This window comes from Shewanella sp. NKUCC06_TVS, assembly GCF_019345515.1.
Lineage (GTDB): Bacteria > Pseudomonadota > Gammaproteobacteria > Enterobacterales > Shewanellaceae > Shewanella > Shewanella oncorhynchi.
In genome coordinates, this window is record NZ_JAHKQX010000010.1 from 17605 (window position 1) to 36485 (window position 18881).

The following is an 18881-nucleotide window of genomic DNA, read 5'->3' on the forward strand; positions in this document are numbered from 1 at the left end:
TTACATATAGGGGGTTAGACTGGAAGGGTCGAAAGTGACTCGGCTTAAAAGGGTCGTCACTGTGTCTTATTACTTGCCATATTAAAGTTGAACCATCGAGGTTAACACTATGAAAACATTATCACCTTTGAAAGCGAGCCTGTTTGCCATTCTAGCGAGTTCTGCGGTTTTCGCGACGGCAGTTAATGCTGCACCTAAGGATGCTGGCTGCGACTTCTCTAAATCTGAATTCCATAAAGGCGACCGCATGGAACATGGCGGCCGACATATGGGCCACGGTGGCATGCATCGTATGTTTGAAGGGCTCGATTTAACGGATGCCCAGAAAGCTGACGTCAAAAAGTTGTTTGCCGATCAGAAAGCCACGCGCGCTGATAATCGTCCAACGAAAGAGGAACGCTTGGCCCATCGCACTGAGATGCAGGCCTTAATTACCGCGCCTAGTTTTGATGAAACACAAGCAAAGGCACTGATGAGTGCGCAGCAAGAGCAGCGTCAAACTCAAGCCATTGAACGTATGAAGCTGCATAATCAAATATTTAATCTGCTGACACCAGAGCAGCAAGCTAAGTTTAAAGCGCGATTTGAAGCACAAGCTGGTAAAGAACCTCGCGGTTAAGCGTCTTAGCTGATATACAATAGGGTCATAGCTTCCCAAGATAGATCCCTTATGACTCAAACTTCCCAATACGATTTTTGGGTCAAACTGGCTAGCCGCGCTTCCGTGGCTACCGCTTTGATCCTTATTCTTATCAAGATGTTCGCTTGGCTTTATTCCGGCTCTGCCAGTATGTTGGCATCTTTGACGGATTCCTTTGCCGATGCTCTCGCTTCTATTATCAATTTTATTGCCATTCGTTACGCGCTTGTGCCGCCGGATCATGACCACAGATATGGCCATGGTAAGGCTGAGCCGTTAGCGTCTCTAGCGCAATCCGCCTTTATTATGGGCTCCGCATTTTTATTACTTTTCTATGGTGGCGAGCGTCTATTAACACCTGTTCCGGTTGAAAATGCCACCATAGGTGTAGTTGTTTCTATCATAGCGATTGTGATGACGTTAGCTTTAGTCATGTTGCAGAAACGCGCATTAGCGGCGACAAAAAGTACTGTGGTTGAAGCTGATTCGCTGCACTATAAATCAGATTTATTCCTTAATGGTGCGGTATTGTTGGCACTAGTATTAGCGCAATACGGTTGGTGGTGGGCTGACGGTTTATTTGCGGTAATGATTGCATTTTATATTGGTCATCAAGCCTTTGGCTTAGGTTATCGCTCAATTCAAGCCTTGTTAGACAGAGAGCTAGACGAAGAAACTCGCCAGCAAATCACGCAAATCGCGATGGAAGATCCACGGGTGCAAGGGCTGCATGATTTACGCACTCGTCAAGCAGGCAAAACTGTTTTTATTCAATTTCATTTAGAACTCGATGGCAATTTGAGTTTGAATGAAGCCCACAATATTGCCGATACAACAGGGATAAGAGTCAAAGCCGCCTTCGAAGATGCTGAGGTGATTATTCACCAAGATCCGGTTAAACCTGACGTAAACGAAACATAAATTAAGGGCAAGCTATGGCATGGATGCAGAAGCAAAGTCACAGATGGGATCATTCCACTCGATTGATATGCCGCTATCATAGGCTATCGACTCGCTTTGAGTTGATAGCCGAATCTGTGATTTCTGACATTAGCATTCCTATGAGTACAGAAATCACGCTCCTGATGGAACAGAAACCTTCGATAGTAAATCAAGCGGATAGTACCGTATCTCCTGTGATAGCGGGGGCTTGGAGTCAGTTAGTCCTGCGTAAACATATTTATTACTTACCGCAGAAAATTGATCTCGACATTGCTAACCAAGCTTATCGAGTCCATGTCTGGCCATTATTTCTTTGGCGTACACGTATTACTTGTGTGGCGTCTGGCAGAGTTGTCGTATCCGAATGTTTGGATGTGAGAAGGCGTCGTTCCCTCATCCGTTGGCTATATGCAAGTTTTATAGGATTGTTGCGGGTGCTAAGTTAAAGCCGTTAATGATTTTAGATATAAAAAGATAATGTCTAAAGTGAGTATGATTTCCCTCTATAAATATCAACTATAGCTTTCGTTTTTGACTCAAGCTGAATAAATGCTGTACGGCTAGTGTTTTGCTCATTTAAACGATGACACCCCAGATCTGCTTATTGTAATATCCACGCCGTTTAATACTTTCGTTAAATCATTAGGGAATTATGATGAAAAAATTATCAATTGTTGCCGCTGCTTTATTGTCTGCATTTGTGGCGACTCAAGTATCTGCTGCCACCGACACAACTGGCTTTTATGTGGGCGGAGCCCTCAATAAAGTGACTGTCGATGTTTTAGATGAATCAGAGTCGGGTACTGGCTTTGGCGTTTACGGTGGTTACAACTTCAATGAGTGGTTTGGTTTAGAAGCCAACCTGTTCGCCACTGGAGATCTTGGCGACAGAGATGTTGATATAGGTGCCGGCGCATTAAGCTTCACGCCTAAATTTACCGCACAAATCAATGATATCTTCTCTGCTTATGCGAAAGTGGGCATCGCTTCTATGGCGCTGGTGATTGATGACGGCTCCGATGATGAAGACTTCACCGGTTTTGGTTGGACCTATGGTGTTGGCGTTAATGCTGCGGTAACAGAGCACTTAAATATCCGCGTAAGCTACGATGTGACTACGGGTGATCTAGAAGCAGATCGTCACAACTCTATAGATATCGATACTGATATTAAACAGTTTGCTGTGGGTCTGCATTATCAGTTCTAATTCTGCTTGGGCTAGTGGTCGTCATGTTAGTTAGCACAATCTAGATATAAAAAAGGGATATGTGAATATCCCTTTTTTGTTGCTTAAGGTTAATGCGTTTGTATAGTTAGCCTTGATGAGAACGTTATTTTATCTACTCAATCCATCGACAGTTCTTTTAATTTCCGCGTTAAGGTATTTCGTCCCCAGCCTAAACGTTTCGCCGCTTCCTGTTTATGGCCTTGAGTATGGCGCAGCGCAGTTTCTAGCAGTATGCGCTCGAATGCGGGCTGCACCTCAGTTAACAGATCGCTGTTGCCTTCCGAGAGTTTTTGGTCTATCCACTCAGTCAGTGCCGATTGCCAATCTTGGCTGCCTTTCGCCGTGTGGGTGACACTCACAGGGTCTTTCAGTAATTCTGGCGGTAAATCTTGGGGTAAAATTTCTTGCCCCGATGCCATTACGGTTAACCAACGACAGGTGTTTTCGAGTTGTCGGACATTACCGGGCCAAGGTAATTGGGAGAGTTTTACCGCGGTTTCCTTGGTCATGATCTTAGTTTCTACGCCAATTTCCTTCGCTGCCGAGGCGAGGAAATGGGTGGCAAGTTGGGGAATGTCTTCCCGTCTTTGTGATAGTGGCGGCAAGTGCACGCGGATCACGTTGAGGCGATGGAACAAGTCCTCTCTAAAGCCACCTTTTTGTACTAATAATTCAAGATCTTGGTGGGTCGCCGCTATGATACGCACATCGACTTGTACCGCATTATGACCTCCAACGCGGTAGAATTGGCCATCGGCGAGCACTCTGAGTAACCGTGTTTGTACGTCTAACGGCATATCGCCGATTTCATCTAAAAAGAGCGTGCCACCGTTTGCTTGTTCGAAGCGACCTTGGCGCACATTGGCTGCGCCAGTGAAGGCACCTTTTTCGTGGCCGAATAGCTCAGATTCGATCAAATCCTTAGGGATCGCTGCCATGTTCAGCGCGATAAATGGCTTGTCTTTACGTGGGCTGTGTTTGTGTAACGCGCCAGCCACTAACTCTTTACCCGTTCCCGATTGACCATTGATCAGCACGCTGATCGATGAGCGTGAAAGTCTGCCTATGGCGCGAAACACTTCCTGCATCGCTGGCGCTTCACCTATGATTTCGGGTGTTTTGACTTGGGTTTCCTGCGTGGGTGCAGGGCTCTGTTCAGTGGCATGGGTAAGTGCGCGCTCGACCAGAGAGATCGCCTCATCGATGTCGAAGGGTTTAGGCAGATACTCAAATGCGCCCGCTTGATAGGCGCTGACTGCACTGTCTAAGTCTGAGTGCGCTGTCATAATGATCACGGGAATATGGGGATAATGCACCTGCAATCGTTCGAGCAGGCTTAAACCGTCCGTGCCGGGCATACGGATGTCCGACACTATCACGTGCGGTTGCGATATTTCTAATGCCTGCCACAGGGATTCGGCGGCGGCAAAGCTGGCGGTGCTGAGCTTAGCACCTTGCAGTGCCTTTTCGAGTACCCAGCGTATCGAGCTGTCATCGTCGAGGATCCACACTTGTTCACTAATTCGCATCTTGCTTCCTCATACGGTATGGGTAGGTACAGTCGAAATTATTTAGCGCTTAAAATTGGTAATGAAATGATAAATTCTGTGTGCCCTGCGCTGGAGAGGCAATCGATCCTTCCCGAGTGTAAACGGGCAATATTATGAGCAATCGAGAGGCCTAAACCTGAACCTTGCTCACGGCTTGTCACCATGGGATAAAATAATGTGTCCATTAGCTCAGGTGGTATACCTGGGCCGTTGTCGATAATCGATAGGGTTAACACTAGCTTGTGGCGCTGTGAACCTATAGTGACTTGGTGTTGAGTGCGAGTGCGGATCAAAATTTCGCCGCCCGTATGCTCAAGCGCCTGCACCGCATTTTGTAAAATGTTCAGCACAGCTTGCTGCATTTGGTCAGGATCCATCTCGATATCGGGAATGGATGGATCGTAATCCCGTTTGAGCTGAATGTTAGCGGGCAGCGCCATTTCAACTAACTTATAGACCTTTTGCACCACTTGATGGATGTTGTGCAGACTGTGCTGTGTCGGCCTTTGAGGGCCGAGCAGACGGTCCACTAAATTACGCAGCCGATCGGCCTGCTCTATGATGAGCGTAGTGAATTCCTTCAGCGCCGGATCATCCAGCTCCCGCGATAATAGCTGCGCCGCACCGCGAAGGCCGCCTAAAGGATTCTTGATTTCATGGGCTAAGTTGCGCACCAAAAACTGCGCCGCTTGTTGCTGTGCATCTTGACTCAGTTGCTGATGAATGCGTCTTTGTTGGTCGACTTGGCGCAGTTCGAGCAGGCTGAGCTCTGCCTCATCATCGAGGGGAATAAGGGTTAAATCAACGGTATGATGTTGGCCATCGAGCGTGACTAGTGCTGCCGTATTGACCGTTAAGCCTTGGCCGGCTGTTACTGCATCCATTAATAGCTTGGCGTCGACACCGAGGATTTGATAATGCTCAGGCAAAGTTTGTTCTACGAGTCTATGGCTACCAACACCTAATAATTGCTCTGCTGCTGCGTTGGCATAACAAGGCTTGAGATCCTTATCTATGACAAGTACAGCGGTAACTAAATGATTGAGCAGTGTCTCTTTATCCATCGACCATTCCTAGAAATAGGGTTGCACCACTATGGTGCACCAATCTGGTGCAAGCTGCAACTTGTCTTCATCAAACGGTTTAGTCAGGAGGAGTTAATCTAACTTCATGTATTTAAAGTTTTTATACTAACTTTTACTATACAAATAGTGACATTAACGCTTAGCTGCTTGATGAAGAAATATCTTTCTTGGTGAACTTGATGCAAAGACTTTGCCGTTTTGAGTCAAAGCGTCAACGACTAAGGTATGTTCACCTCGGTCGATGTTTTTGAGTTTGAAGGTACCGCCAATTTGCGGCTGACCGACGGGGTTGCCATCGAGCTTGAGGGCCATCAAATACTGACTTTTTAGCTCTGGGGTGATAGTCGCAACGACGTCGAAATCGCCATTGTTATCTCTGACGGTTTCCTCTTCGGTCGGAGAGGTAATATTGACTTGATATTGAATAGATTCAATTGCTTGAACTGAGCTGTTTAAGTCTGTTTTGGGCAGAGGAAGGGCAATTTGATTTAAGGTCTTATCTTTTAGCTCAACGACTTGGGCATTTGGCTGCGGCTCATCGGAGTAATGGACTTTGCCATCCTTATCGACCCATTTATAAACAGTCGCTTGCGCTAACATGCTAAATAGCACTAAGCCGATGAGTGTGAGTGAACGCATGCTAAAGTCCCTGTAGCCTTGAGATAGAGTTAATCAAGATTAGTCTCTTTGACATCAAAAATCATGGTGTTTGTTGCACTAAGTGGTTAAGGATGTCATCACAGAGAAGGTATAAAGTCGACAGAAAATGGGGCGGCAGAAACAGGGGTTAGTTAAAGTGGGTTAAGCTCGGGCACTAACATGTGCCCGAATTCTATCCATCAATTACAGGCTTGCATCGAGTTGTTTCTCGATCTCACTCGCTTTGACCCAAGCGGCATGTTGGGATAATTGAGTGGCATAGCGTTGAATATGTTCAAATTTCGCGAGATCGCCACTGTTCGCCAGTAGTTCTACCACAAAGGACATCATGATATCCGCACCCGTGAGCTTGTCTGCAACAAGATAGGTTTTATCGGCCAACATATCATTGAAGTAATGGCTTATCTTACTGACTTCTATCGCCGCATAACCTTCAAGGAAATTGGTTTTACAACCGTCCTTTTGCACGAACATACGCAGTAACAAAGGCAGCATGGCTGAGCTTTCGGCAAAGTGTAGCCATTGCAGATAACTGACATAGTCTGCGCTGTCTCTGGCGGGGGCTAAGGTATCCGCCGCATATTTTTCAATAAGATATTCGGTGATCGCACCCGATTCGGCTATCACTTGACCGTCCATTTCGATAACGGGTGATTTACCTAACGGATGAATTTGCTTAAGTTCGGGTGGCGCGAGAAAAGTCTGGCTATCACGTTGATAACTTTTAATTTCATAGGGTTGACCGAGTTCCTCTAGCAACCAGATGATACGTTTAGAGCGTGATTTATTGAGATGGTGCAAGGTGATCATGGGCTTTCCTTTGGACAGTGAGAGTACATTTTGGCTGTCGCACTATTATGGTGCGACAGCTCTTTTTAACGCATTTAGCACACTTGTGCGCCTGTCTTTGTTCATTTCAAGCTGAGCGTCGCGTATTTATCGCTTAGCCTCTCGCGTTCAATTGCGCAACTATGGTTTCGGCTACGGCTTCGGATGATCCCGGATTTTGGCCTGTGATCAAATGGCCATCTGCGACGACAAAGCTTGTCCAGTCATCACCTTTGACATAATTGCCACCATTTTTCTGCAGCATGTCTTCAACCAAAAATGGCACGACATGAGTGAGTTGCACGGCTTCTTCTTCAGAGTTGCTGAAACCGGTAACACGCTTGCCGCTGACCAATGGCTTGCCATCACTGGTTTTAGGGTGCAGCAATGCAGCAGGCGCATGACATACGAGCCCTAGGGGTTTATTGGCTTGATAAAACTGTTCAATTAAGGCGATAGAATGCTTATCTTCGGCAAGATCCCACAGTGGGCCGTGGCCGCCCGGATAGAAAACCGCATCATAATCGGCTGCATTGATTTCACTTAAGCGAGTGGTATTCGCTAGCAGTGCTTGAGCCTCAGGATCTTTGCTAAAGCGCGCAGTGGCTTCGGTCTGAAAGTCTGGCTCATCACTTTTTGGATCGAGTGGTGGTTGACCGCCCAGTGGCGAGGCTAAGGTAATGTCAAAACCTTTATCTTTAAAAACATAAAAAGGTGAGGCAAATTCTTCGAGCCAAAAGCCTGTTTTTAAACCGGTATCACCGAGTTTATCATACGACGTGAGTACCATTAATATATTCATTTTCATACCTTTACCTAAGTTGCTCACATCAATACGTGTGAGCTTTGGGTTTAGTTCATTTGACGTTATAGGGCTAAGGTCAAAATGTTACGGCTCATGGCTGGGTCAATGTTGCCATGTTCGCCGAGTGCCACCATGCCGTGCAGTTCAAGCTGCTTCACTACGGTATCAACATGGCTGGCATCGAGATCATAGGCAGATAAATGTGTCGGTATGCCCATGGCTTCGAAGAAAGCCTTGGTTTTTGCAATAGCGACATCGATGCGCTCGTCATCTGTACCCGTGTTGATATGCCACACGCGGTCTGCGTATTGGAGTAACTTTTCGCGCTTAGCCTCTTTTGTACATTTCAACAGAGCAGGCAGTACGATTGCCAATGTGCGCGCATGGTCGATATCGTAAAGTGCAGTTAGTTCATGGCCAATCATATGGGTTGCCCAGTCGTGTGGAACACCGACGCCAATCGTGCCGTTGAGTGCCATAGTGGCAACCCACATTAAGTTCGCGCGAATGTCGTAATCTTCGGGTTGAACTAGCACTTGTGGACCAAGCTCAATCAAGGTTTGTAAAAGACCTTCGGCAAATCTGTCCTGCACGGCGGCGTTAACTGGGTAAGTGAGGTATTGCTCTGTGATATGTACAAAAGCATCGACAACACCGTTGGCCACTTGGCGCTCTGGTAGGGTGAAGGTTTTCGTCGGATCAAGTATTGAGAATTGTGGATAAACCAAGTCATTACGGAATGGCAGCTTAGCTTGCAGTGATTTGCGGGTCACTACGCTGGCGTTGTTCATTTCGGAACCGGTCGCAGGTAAGGTTAACACTGAGCCAAAAGGTATAGCTTGAGTTACATTTGCGCCCCAGCTAGTGAGAATGTCCCAAGGTTCGCCTTCAAATACCGCTGCAGCGGCCACAAATTTAGTGCCATCGATAACCGAACCACCGCCAACCGCGAGGAGGAAGTTGATATTCTGCTCACGCACTTGGGCGACGGCTTTCATTAAGGTTTCATAGGTTGGGTTTGGCTCAATGCCATCGAACTCGACAACGAAACGATTACCCAATGATTGTTTAACTTCGTCTAACGTGCCTGTTTTTCTAGCACTGCTGCCGCCAAAGAGGATCATCACTTTAGCATCGCTCGGTACTAGAGAATCAATTTCGGCGATAGTGTCTTTACCAAAACGGATACGGGTCGGGTTGTAATAGTTAAAATTTAGCATGGATGATGTTATTCCTATTATTACTTTAAATGAGCAGCGTTAATTGAGCTGCATTAATTAATAGCCCGTTAAATTAGTAGACCAGTCGTCTAATTTTTGGGCGTGAAAATGTATTCTTTAAAAATCTGGGCTGATCGATATCAGCAAATATTAGTTTTGAGTCGGTATTAGGTTAAAGGGCCGTTTTAGGCGTTAAAATGGATTCAGTCGTTACGAGTGCACGTTCGAGTGCCGCAGGGCTGTGGCCCAACTTGTTCATTAAGCTGGCGCCTAACCACATGTGATACAACATTTCTGCGGTTGATTGCGGATCTTGCTGGGCGATTGAACTGTCGAGTATGCCCACTTGAACACAAGTCGTTAATCTCTCTATGATGCCGGCGGAACCTTTAAGTAAGGCAACACGCATGGCTTCGGATAAATCGGCCACTTCGGCGCTGAGTTTCACGACCAGACACTTTTGATCTACGCAGCCATCGGCTTGTACGTGCAACCATTGTTGCCAGTATTGCATCAAGCGTTGATGGCCTGTCAGTGTTGAGTCATTGAATAATGCGTCTAAATCTAATTGATATTTTTCAAAATAATCAGTAATAAGCGCTTCACCAAATTGTTCTTTGGATTTGAAGTAGTGATAAAACGAGCCTTTTGGCACTTCGGCCGCCTGCAGCAGTAGGGATAAGCCGACGCTGGAGAAGCCTTTGCGTACGATCAGCTTGTAGCCGATGTCGAGAATATGCTGGCGAGTGGATTGAGTTTCAATTTTCATGGGGGTTAGGATAAATCAAATTAGACCGGTCGTCTAGTGTTGTTTTTATCGACGATTTCAACATATTCGATTTAGTATGCTTTGCATTGTGACTTTTGCGCTGCCTTGAGCCAAGTTAATAAAATTGCCAAATTGATAAATGTTAGACGGATAAGGCATTCTGATGGTGAAATGGTCGGGTGGACAACATACTCACAGTGCTGAGATAAACCGTCACTGTGAGCATTCGATTCACGATTGATGTGAAATATTAATCGTACTGCCACTCAATCGAGATGATTAGAGGTAGCTACAGCAATATTCGGCAATGGCTGTGTTACGAATTTTAAAGCTAACATTTGCAGCCAGCTCAAACTGAGTTCCTTCGCTAAATTCTTGCCAAGTCGTTGTTTCTGGAAGTAACACCTCAAAACGGCCGCTAGTCACTTCCATGATTTCGCCTTGGGAGGTTGAGAACTCATATTCCCCTGGTAATACAACACCTAAGGTTTGCTTGCTGCCATCGGCAAAAAATACGCTACGGCTAGCCACTTTGCCATCAAAGTAGATGTTGGCTTTTTTAGATACTGACACTTGCTCGAGTAAACTCATTATTAATCCTCTATAAATTGGCTTGATATGAATTTATATGCATATTTAATAAATTTCAATGCATCATTGTCGCATGGATGTGCGCATTCAATATCAGTTGATGCTAACGTTCGGTTTATCGCTTATTTCCCACTATATCATTTTATTTGAAATGGTCGGTATGGCGTGGCTGTCATTTAAAGTTGTTAATCATTTTTTTACTTAAAAATAATGAGTTGTCGGCATTTTAGTGAACTTTTGATGAAAATAGTCGGCACCGCTTTGTTTAGCTGAGATTCTTCTCCTATAGTTTTAAGGCAGGTTTGATTCTGCAAAGATTGAAGGAATGGAATTCGACGCGCGACAAGGAGTCTCACCATGGGTTTTACTCGTAAAATTCAGCTTATCAGTTTATTGATTGTCCTATTACCCCTCATATTTGCCACCGCAATAGTGACTTACATTGCTCGCGATGAATTGTTTGCCGAGGCTCAGTCTCGTTTAGTGGCTGTGCGTGAGATCAAGCAACGGCAGATTGTTGGCATGTTTCAGGACTTTTCCGATAACCTGCAGGCCGTCAGCGCCGTAATTGCCAGCCAAAAAAGCCTCGATACTCTTACTGACATAGATCAAACCTTGCAGTCATTAAATAAATCCCTCGGTTTTTATGACCTATTTATTATTAGTGACGACGGCACCGTTTTATATACAGTGGCGAAGGAGTCTGATTTCGGCACCAATTTGCGTACTGGACCCTTCCATGATTCGGGATTAGCACAGTTATTCAATAAGGCATTGGGATCGGCGGGCACAGTATTACTACAAGATTTCTCCGCATACGCGCCTTCAAACGGTCAACCGGCGGCATTTATTGGCCAGTCGATTCAGTTTAATCAACAAAGATTGGTGGTGGCGGCTCAAGTATCAATCGATCGCATCAACAGAGTTATGCAAATTCGTGAGGGTATGGGGCAAAGTGGTGAAACTTATCTTATTGGCCCAAATAATCGTATGCGTTCTGATTCCTTTCTCGACCCCATTAATCGCACTGTTACGGCTTCGTTTGCGGGAACGGTAGCTCAGAATGGTGTTGATACGCTGGCGGTAAAGGAGGCGCTGGCTGGTAAATCGGGTGTGATGCAAGTGAATGATTATAACAATAATCCCGTTTTATCCGCTTATTCTCCTGTCGTTGAGCTCGGTTTACGTTGGGGTTTGATGGCTGAAATTGATGTGAGTGAAATAGCAGCTCCCGCCTACCGTATGATGTTTATCGGCTTATCTGTTTGTGCAGCAGCCTTAGTGTTGGCGTTCGCTGCCGCTAAGTTAGTTACAGGGTTTGTATTAAAGCCGCTCGGCGGTGAGCCTGAGGACATGTGTAACTTGACCAGTATGATCGCCTCTGGCGATTTAACTCATAATTTACCGCATGTTCAAACGGATAATCACCTGATGAGTTGGTTGGCGCGGATGCAAACTAAGCTCAAAGAAATCATCAGTCAGCTGGTGGGCGTTGGGCATGAACTTGAATCTGCCGCCGAACAAAATTCTGCCGCCATGACACAAGCCGATTGCAGTATTCAGATGCAGGCCAAAGAAACCGATATGTTGGCTACTGCAGTTGAAGAAATGAGTTATGCCGCAGCTGAAATCAGCACGAATACGATGAGATCCTCCGATGAAGTGTCCGCCTGTACCCATTCGAGTGAAATTCTTTCGCAAAACTTGGCCAGTACTCGTAAAAGCTTAAAAGTGACCTTGAGTAGTTTTGCAACTATTCATCAACAGGTGGGCAGTCTTGAGGCGGATAGTCAGAAAATCGGCTCAGTATTGGCTGTGATAAATGCGATTGCGGAACAAACTAATCTCTTGTCTCTTAATGCGGCGATTGAAGCAGCGAGAGCTGGCGAGCATGGTCGTGGATTTGCTGTGGTTGCCGATGAGGTGCGTCAGTTAGCAGTGAAGGTTCAATTAGCAACTCAGGATATTGGGCAAGTGTTAAAAGGTATTCAGCAACAGTCAGGTGTGCTGGCGTTGCATAGTGTGACTTGTTCCACTGAAGCCTCTAAAACCGCAGAAGATGCGGATGGAATGCAGACCGCGGTGGATGATATTGCTTTGCGCTTAGAAACCTTAAAGGCATTAATGATTCAAACTGCAACCGCTGCGGAAGAACAAACAACGGTTTCGGCGACGATTGCGCAGGGGATTGCTGGCTTAAGCGTGGCGGCGGAGGAAAATAGTGCTGCTATCAGCCAAGTGGCAGCGAGTACGCGGAGTCTGTTGGGGTTAGCAAATCAGCTTGGTTTAACAACGGCACAGTTTAAGGTGTAGATATTTTTCGCTGCATTTACAGTGTTCTCACCTTAGTTGGTGCTGTAAATGTGACTGAGCTGGATGTTACACATCCGCCAGAAATGGATTTCTGGCGGATATTTTTATCAGGACTTCAGTTGGTTATCCCATAAGTGAGCATTAACGTTTACGCCAAATTGTCATTTCTGAGATGGAATGTTGGAATTTACGTTTAGTCTCGCGGATCACGAAGGGGATTTCCTTCACTGCGACCAGCTCAAATTGGCCGATCAAGGTTTCGGTCAAACCATCTAAGGTGGTGAAGTTCTCTCCTTTGACTTTAACGCCACCTAACCATTTATCCTTGGGCGTATAATCTTCAAGCCAAGTGTATGGCGAGGCAATCACAAGGTATCCACCTTGATTAATTCGCTGGGCAATACTGGTTAAAAAGTGTTTAGGCTCGTTCAACCTGTCGATAAGATTTGAGGCATAAACCAAATCATAACCTGTGTAGATGGGCTTTAAATTACAGGCATCACCTTGCATAAAGTTGACCTTTTTCGCCTCAAGCTCATATCCCAGTTTTGCGAGACTCGCACTCTTAAATTCCTGTAAGTCGCCTTCGGTGCGTATGGTGTAACGTTTTTCACCTTGTTCTGTCAGCGCATAGGCCTGTTGAATAAAGCGCGCCGAGAAGTCGATACCATCAACATGATCAAACACTTTTGCCAGCTCGAAACTCGCGCGACCAACGGAGCAGCCGATATCAAGGGCTTTAGCTGTATGAGTCAATTGAATTTCACTCAGCGCTTGCTGCACACCATTGACGCAGAAGTTAGCAACCCCGAAATATTCGGCGCCATAGTGGAATTCAAGGTATTGGGAAATCAGTTCATCCGTTTCGTACACATTGACCTCGGCCATTTGAGCTGGATTTTGGGTGGATTCCACATAGCGAAAGCCCGCGTGTTGATAAAAATGTCGACGAAACGCATAGCGTGATGAAGCAATTGCCTCATTACCCGTAGAGATCCACGAGCCGCCTTTGATGAGATTATGTTTGCCATCGAAGGTTGGGGTGGAGAAATCATCGTAAAGTGGGTGTACGGCGAAACCGTCAAAACCGTCGATTGCGGTTTCTGTCCATTGCCAAACATTACCGACAATATCGAAAAAGCCATTATGTTCGAAGCGATTCACTGGGCAAGAAGAGGCGTAATAAGCCAAAGCAATATTGCCCGGTACTTCATGCCAATCGGGCGCATCGGCGGGCACATTCTCACGTAAGATGTACCACTCAGCTTCAGTTAATAGACGTATATTGCTTTGCTTTTGTTCGGCTTTCCAATTACAGAAGGCCTTAGCTTCGAGTTGATTCACTTCAACAGGCCAGTTTAATGGCAGCGGAATTTCTTCCACTAAGTTACGTTGCCACCATTTATCTTGTCTTAAGCGCCAAAAACGCGGCATTTGTGCTTGGGTATAGGCAAGCCAAGCTTGGCCTTCTTCATTCCAAAATTGGGGTGAGCGATAGCCGCCAGCCTCGACGAATGCGAGATATTCTTGATTCGAGACTAAGAATTTAGCAGCCTTAAAGTCGTTAACGTTAAATATTTTATGGCCGTACTCATTGTCCCAACCGTAGGTTTGGTCTTGTTCTGTTTTGCCTAAGGTCACCTTTTGCCCTTTTACAGCCAATAAACTGTTAGTCTCGGCAGGGGCGGTGTCTTGGCACGCAGGCCAGAGGTGGTTGGGCGCGACATATTCCAGCGGCAGTTGGCGGATGATCACCGATGAGGTTTCTAAATGAATACGCTCATGTTCAATGCCCATCAAAATTATCCAAGCTGGGCTATTTTGAGTGATAGGTAACGCTAGAGGCATTTCATCGATAACACGATTGACGACAGCACTAACTTGTTGGCGATAGCTTCGCACCTCTGCCACATCCGGCCACGGATAATGTTGTTCGTTCAAATCATCCCAAGACATCTCATCGACACCAATGGCGAACATGGATTCGAAGTTGTCGTTTACCCGTTCATCGAGAAATTTACCGAGTTTGAGTTTGTTGATATAGAAAGTGGCCGTATGGCCAAAGTAAAAGATTAACGGATGGCGCAGCCGCTCGGCTTTGAGGTAATAGGCGCTATCTTCTTGGATCAAATCATACAGAGATTCGTATAAAGCCCATGTCTGATTAAAGTATTGCTTAAGCTCTTGACGCTTTCCGGCCTCAGTTTCACCAATGAGCTTAAGGGTTTGAGGGGGTTGCGTTATGGGCTTATCCATAGACAAGTAAACTCCGTATTTATCGGCCTGCGGTGCAAGCATGGGAAGATTAATCTATCGTGTGTGACTCTATACGCGATTACTGAGCTCAGGATCACTTTGTCAGCTTAATGTGTCGGTTTGAGGCAAAGTGTTTTACAAACTAACAGAAAGACCAATTGGGTCCAACATCAGTGCTGGAGCTTAAAGCATCTCAGGTATGACCCTCTGGTTTGGGATTATCTTACAAAGAAAGTGATGCTATCCCTTACAGGGATTAAAATTATTTTATCCCTGAAGAGTATTTTCTCTGTCGGGGTTAAGGCAGAATGATCCCGTCCGTAAAATTATTATGCAGGATATAACGGGATGACAATTAACGCATTATGGATACCCGCCTGGTATGAGCTTGATCCGTCGATCGTAGTGGGTGTGACTGAGGAGTTTGTTTTTCACAAGACTGCCGCAAACGAGGCGTTAAAGTTTTACAGCGGTGCAAAGGAAAACGATGCCGTTAAGGCAACCGGAACTATTTCGGCCATTAAGCACAATGTCTTGGGGGACATTGAAAGTGTCGATGCGCAGGGGCTCGATTATACGCTTGTGTTGCAAGATGGACGGCGTTTGTTAGTCAACGCAGAGGAAAACCCTGGCTTGGTTTATGAGTGGGTTGATGACAGTTGGCAGCCTTCAGATATGGTCATTACAGATTGGACATTAACAGTACAATTTGCGTCTTTATCACCATTGACGCCAATAAAGTAATTGAAGGTTTATCGTGAGTAACTAGATGGCAAAGTGCAGTTAGCGCTCGGGATCCGAGGTTGACTGCACTTTTACTTGTTCAGCAAGTTGTTGGTATTCTTGTTTGATTTCTGCAATATAAACATCGTGAAAATTCAATTCATTAAATTCTTCTATACAGAGCTGATAACGGCGTAGCTGCTCAGATTTTTCTTCGGCGGTATCCCATATTTCCATTAGCATAGCGTTTGATTCCATTCATAAATTTAATATATGTATCCAGCATGCATTTTAACTATGTCTACTGATAATTAATCGAGTCGGCTTCAAAATGGTTACGCTTCATTTTGTCCTGAGACGTTATCTTTTCTATAAATCGATTTTAAACAAAGTGTTAGAGTTAACAGCTGTGTTATACCGTATGGGTGTATAACTTTTTTCCTCGTCTTCTTCGGGACAAATGCTTACATCAAGGCGCTGCCATATCCTTATAGTGTTTCTATCTTGATGATTGGATTGTGCCTGTGAGCATTTTGCTCTAGATTGATATTTCTTTGTTTTTATCTTCTGGCCTTGATGCTTTTTTGCCCTTTGGAGCCGTGTAATGGCTAATATTCTGTTAGTTGCCAATCTCAACTGTGATCGAATCTTACTGCTTGATAAACCTTTAAAAACGGGTGGACGTTTCCATTATCAAGATGGCGGCCAAAGGCTCGGCGGCGGTGGGGCAAATACCGGATTAGGTTTAGTCTGGGCAGGGCATAGCGTCGCGTTGGTGAGTCAAGTGGGCCGTGATGACATGGGGGATTGGCTCATTGCAGAAGCCAGTACGCAAGGTCTCGATTGTCGTTTAGTGCAGCGCCGCGCCGGCAATACATGCGAAATGCTGCTTGTAATGACGCCAGATGGCGAGCGCACCATTATTCGGCCACAAAGACCCATATTTGAATTATCTGTACCGCCGAAATGGCAGCAATGGGACGCGTTGTATTTTAATACTTCCGCTGAAGGCTCTGTCAGCTGGGCAAAAACAGCTTTAGAACATTGTCTTGTGGTCGCGCAATTAGCTAAGGACGACAGACAGAGACCTTGTCATATTTTATTGGCCTCCATGAGTGATATTCAGGGGCGTTGTGATGGCGCATCTTGGGAATATGGCAAAAGCATTGGCGGCGATTGTCTGCGTTACTTTATTGTCACCGATGGTATCAATGGGGCTAAGGTTTACACGCATGATCAAGTGCAGCATGTTGCAGCTATCCCTGCCACAGTTGTTGATACCACTGGCGCGGGTGATGCCTATGCGGCAGGGTTGATCCACAGTCTCTGCATCGGCCAGTCGATTACTGAGGCCATGGCAGAAGGGGCGATTTGGGCGGCATTTGCGGTGGCAACTGATAGTTCTATTCCGGGTGAGGCACTAAAACAGTATTTAGAGGCGAAGCAAATCGCATGAAAATCTGCGGGCGAGCAGTTTGAGTCATCTTTTTGTCATACGTCCTTGCTAGAGTATGTCTTGTGGCGCATAGCTTGTCCCTTAACGTTTTCTTGTACTTTTCTCCCATTTATTGGTTAGTATGTTTTTTGCCTCGTTTCCCCAACGAGGCATTTTTTTGCTCAAAATAAAGTTATTCCATCGTAGAACGCCAATACGACAGAAATCTTGTGCGGCCATGGCGCAATTGCGTTAACATTTATTCAACTAAAATAGTTATCGTTAAATTAAAATAATAAGCCACTCAAGGTGTTCTGTAGTCTTTGGAGTTGAGAATGGGCAATAACGCTTGGAATGATAAAAATAAATTTATTTGGCTTCTGTCTGTTTTGCTTTTGGTCGCCTTTTTAGTGACCAGCGGTATCAGTTACAAAGTGGCTCATGATTCACTGAGCCAACAAATAGAGAGCAATACCTTACCGCTCACAAGTGACAATATTTATTCAGAAATTCAACAGGATTTGTTACGACCCATCTTTATTTCATCCTTGATGGCGCAGGATACCTTTGTTCGGGATTGGACCTTAAGTCATGAGCAAGAGCCCGAAAAACTCATTCGTTACCTTAAGGAAATCCAAGAGAAATACGGTACAGTCACTAGCTTTTTTGTGTCTGAGAAAAGTCGAAATTATTACCATTCCACGGGCATTTTAAAACAAATCCAAGATGTAGAGCCTGACGATGCTTGGTATTTTCGAGTGCGTTCTTTACCTGAATCTGAACATTATGAGGTCAATATTGATGCCGATACGGCAGACCGCAGTAAGACAACCGTATTTGTTAACTATAAAGTTTTTGATTTTGAAGGGAAATTTATTGGTGTTACCGGTGTGGGGTTGGCGGTTGAAAAGGTTAAAGCCTTAATTGAGTTATATCAAAAGCGTTATAACCGCCGAGTGTTCTTTACCGATCGGCAAGGTAATGTCACTTTGCATGGCGATCAATATGACGGTACGGATTCGCTGCAAACGAACGTAGGGCTTGATAATTTGGCTACGCGTATTTTAACCAGCCCAAGTGCCGCCTTCAGCTATCAGAAAAACGGGAAAACGGTTTATCTCAATAGTCGCTTAGTTCCTGAGTTTAAGTGGTATTTGATTGTTGAGCAGGAGGATGCGCCACAAGAGCGGGAACTGTTAAATACGTTTTGGGGTAATTTGGCGTTAAGCCTAATGGTGACCCTAGGTATTTTATTCATCTCCAACATGACCTTAGGTCGTTATCAGCGCAAACTAGAAATTATGGCGTCTACTGATAAGCTCACTGGCGCCGCTAACCGTCAGGTGTTTGATGAGTACTTTAGGCAGGCGTTAGATAAAGCTAAGCTGACACAATCGCCGATTTCAATACTCTTGCTGGATATCGACCACTTTAAAAAAGTGAACGACAGTTATGGGCATGGGATTGGTGACTTAGTATTAAAAACCATGACTAATATGCTGCGTGGTTTACTACAACAACAGGATATTTTATGTCGCTGGGGCGGTGAGGAGTTTTTAATTTTACTCCCTGAGATGGATTTATCTCGAGCGGCAGAACTGGCAGAACAGATCCGTGACCTCATTTCCCAGCGGGAAATTAAAGTGAATGGATTACACATTTCTATTACTGCCAGTATTGGTGTTGCTGAGCATCAAGTGCAAGAGCCCGCAGAGGACCTTATCAAACGTGCCGATCTGGCCTTGTATCAGGCAAAAGAAGCGGGCCGAAATCAAGTGGTGTTAAATCATTCATAGACTCTACTCGGTTCTTCTTGGCAGCAATGTTTAGCCTACC

The 18881-nt window shown here is 45.4% G+C and carries 18 protein-coding genes; 8 read left to right on the top strand and 10 right to left on the bottom strand.

All coding sequences use genetic code 11. The features are described from left to right. Nucleotides 1-109: 109 nt before the first annotated feature. The 4 genes from KO531_RS12355 to KO531_RS12370 all read left to right on the top strand — a co-directional run bounded on the left by KO531_RS12355 (nt 110) and on the right by KO531_RS12370 (nt 2789). Nucleotides 110-619, top strand: coding sequence for a Spy/CpxP family protein refolding chaperone (locus KO531_RS12355; RefSeq protein ID WP_105251062.1), 510 nt, complete (start codon nt 110-112; stop codon nt 617-619). A gap of 51 nt (nt 620-670) precedes the next feature. Continuing rightward, nucleotides 671-1561 (top strand): cation diffusion facilitator family transporter, encoded by an 891-nt coding sequence (locus KO531_RS12360; protein WP_219251314.1) that lies wholly within the window; start codon nt 671-673, stop codon nt 1559-1561. A 14-nt stretch (nt 1562-1575) separates the two neighbouring features. Further along, nucleotides 1576-2028: a hypothetical protein gene (locus tag KO531_RS12365; protein ID WP_219251315.1), complete on the top strand. Its 453-nt coding sequence runs from the start codon at nt 1576-1578 to the stop codon at nt 2026-2028. Nucleotides 2029-2237: 209 nt separating this feature from the next. Next, nucleotides 2238-2789 (top strand): porin family protein, encoded by a 552-nt coding sequence (locus tag KO531_RS12370; RefSeq protein ID WP_219251316.1) that lies wholly within the window; start codon nt 2238-2240, stop codon nt 2787-2789. A 137-nt stretch (nt 2790-2926) separates the two neighbouring features. On the opposite strand, the gene glnG is transcribed toward KO531_RS12370, so the two are convergent. The 8 genes from glnG to KO531_RS12410 all read right to left on the bottom strand — a co-directional run bounded on the left by glnG (nt 2927) and on the right by KO531_RS12410 (nt 10318). Beyond that, a complete protein-coding gene (gene glnG / locus KO531_RS12375) occupies nt 2927-4339 on the bottom strand; it encodes a nitrogen regulation protein NR(I) (RefSeq protein ID WP_219251317.1) in 1413 nt (470 codons plus the stop codon). A 38-nt stretch (nt 4340-4377) separates the two neighbouring features. Beyond that, nucleotides 4378-5424: a nitrogen regulation protein NR(II) gene (gene glnL / locus KO531_RS12380; RefSeq protein ID WP_105251067.1), complete on the bottom strand. Its 1047-nt coding sequence runs from the start codon at nt 5422-5424 to the stop codon at nt 4378-4380. Nucleotides 5425-5577: 153 nt separating this feature from the next. Continuing rightward, on the bottom strand, nt 5578-6084 hold the full coding sequence (locus KO531_RS12385; RefSeq protein WP_131525137.1) for a DUF4124 domain-containing protein: 507 nt from the start codon (nt 6082-6084) through the stop codon (nt 5578-5580). 204 nt (nt 6085-6288) lie between these two features. Next, nucleotides 6289-6915, bottom strand: coding sequence for a glutathione S-transferase (locus tag KO531_RS12390; protein WP_219251318.1), 627 nt, complete (start codon nt 6913-6915; stop codon nt 6289-6291). Nucleotides 6916-7048: 133 nt separating this feature from the next. Further along, nucleotides 7049-7741, bottom strand: a complete 693-nt coding sequence (locus KO531_RS12395) for a type 1 glutamine amidotransferase domain-containing protein (RefSeq protein WP_219251319.1) — start codon at nt 7739-7741, stop codon at nt 7049-7051. Between the two features lie 59 nt (nt 7742-7800). Further along, on the bottom strand, nt 7801-8958 hold the full coding sequence (locus tag KO531_RS12400) for an iron-containing alcohol dehydrogenase (RefSeq protein WP_219251320.1): 1158 nt from the start codon (nt 8956-8958) through the stop codon (nt 7801-7803). A gap of 172 nt (nt 8959-9130) precedes the next feature. Further along, complete coding sequence (locus tag KO531_RS12405) at nt 9131-9727, bottom strand: TetR/AcrR family transcriptional regulator (RefSeq protein WP_219251321.1); 597 nt, start codon at nt 9725-9727, stop codon at nt 9131-9133. Between the two features lie 279 nt (nt 9728-10006). After that, nucleotides 10007-10318 carry a pyrimidine/purine nucleoside phosphorylase gene (locus KO531_RS12410; protein WP_063884943.1) on the bottom strand — a complete coding sequence of 104 codons (312 nt, stop codon included), beginning with the start codon at nt 10316-10318 and terminating at the stop codon, nt 10007-10009. A gap of 357 nt (nt 10319-10675) precedes the next feature. On the opposite strand from KO531_RS12410, the gene KO531_RS12415 reads away from it, so the two are divergent. Continuing rightward, nucleotides 10676-12631: a methyl-accepting chemotaxis protein gene (locus tag KO531_RS12415; protein WP_105251072.1), complete on the top strand. Its 1956-nt coding sequence runs from the start codon at nt 10676-10678 to the stop codon at nt 12629-12631. 141 nt (nt 12632-12772) lie between these two features. Here KO531_RS12415 and ovoA read toward each other — a convergent pair whose 3' ends face one another. After that, entirely contained in the window at nt 12773-14887 is a 2115-nt protein-coding gene (ovoA, locus tag KO531_RS12420; protein ID WP_198572489.1) for a 5-histidylcysteine sulfoxide synthase, read from the bottom strand. Nucleotides 14888-15235: 348 nt separating this feature from the next. Between ovoA and KO531_RS12425 the strand changes: the two genes are divergently transcribed. Further along, entirely contained in the window at nt 15236-15631 is a 396-nt protein-coding gene (locus KO531_RS12425; protein WP_198572490.1) for a hypothetical protein, read from the top strand. A 39-nt stretch (nt 15632-15670) separates the two neighbouring features. Here KO531_RS12425 and KO531_RS12430 read toward each other — a convergent pair whose 3' ends face one another. Continuing rightward, entirely contained in the window at nt 15671-15853 is a 183-nt protein-coding gene (locus KO531_RS12430; protein WP_105251075.1) for a hypothetical protein, read from the bottom strand. A gap of 361 nt (nt 15854-16214) precedes the next feature. Here KO531_RS12430 and KO531_RS12435 point away from each other — a divergent pair, with 361 nt between their 5' ends. Next, nucleotides 16215-17066: a PfkB family carbohydrate kinase gene (locus tag KO531_RS12435; RefSeq protein ID WP_105251076.1), complete on the top strand. Its 852-nt coding sequence runs from the start codon at nt 16215-16217 to the stop codon at nt 17064-17066. A gap of 314 nt (nt 17067-17380) precedes the next feature. Further along, the gene (locus tag KO531_RS12440; protein ID WP_105251077.1) at nt 17381-18841 is read left to right on the top strand and encodes a diguanylate cyclase; all 1461 of its coding nucleotides are present in this window, start codon (nt 17381-17383) and stop codon (nt 18839-18841) included. Nucleotides 18842-18881 lie beyond the last annotated feature (40 nt).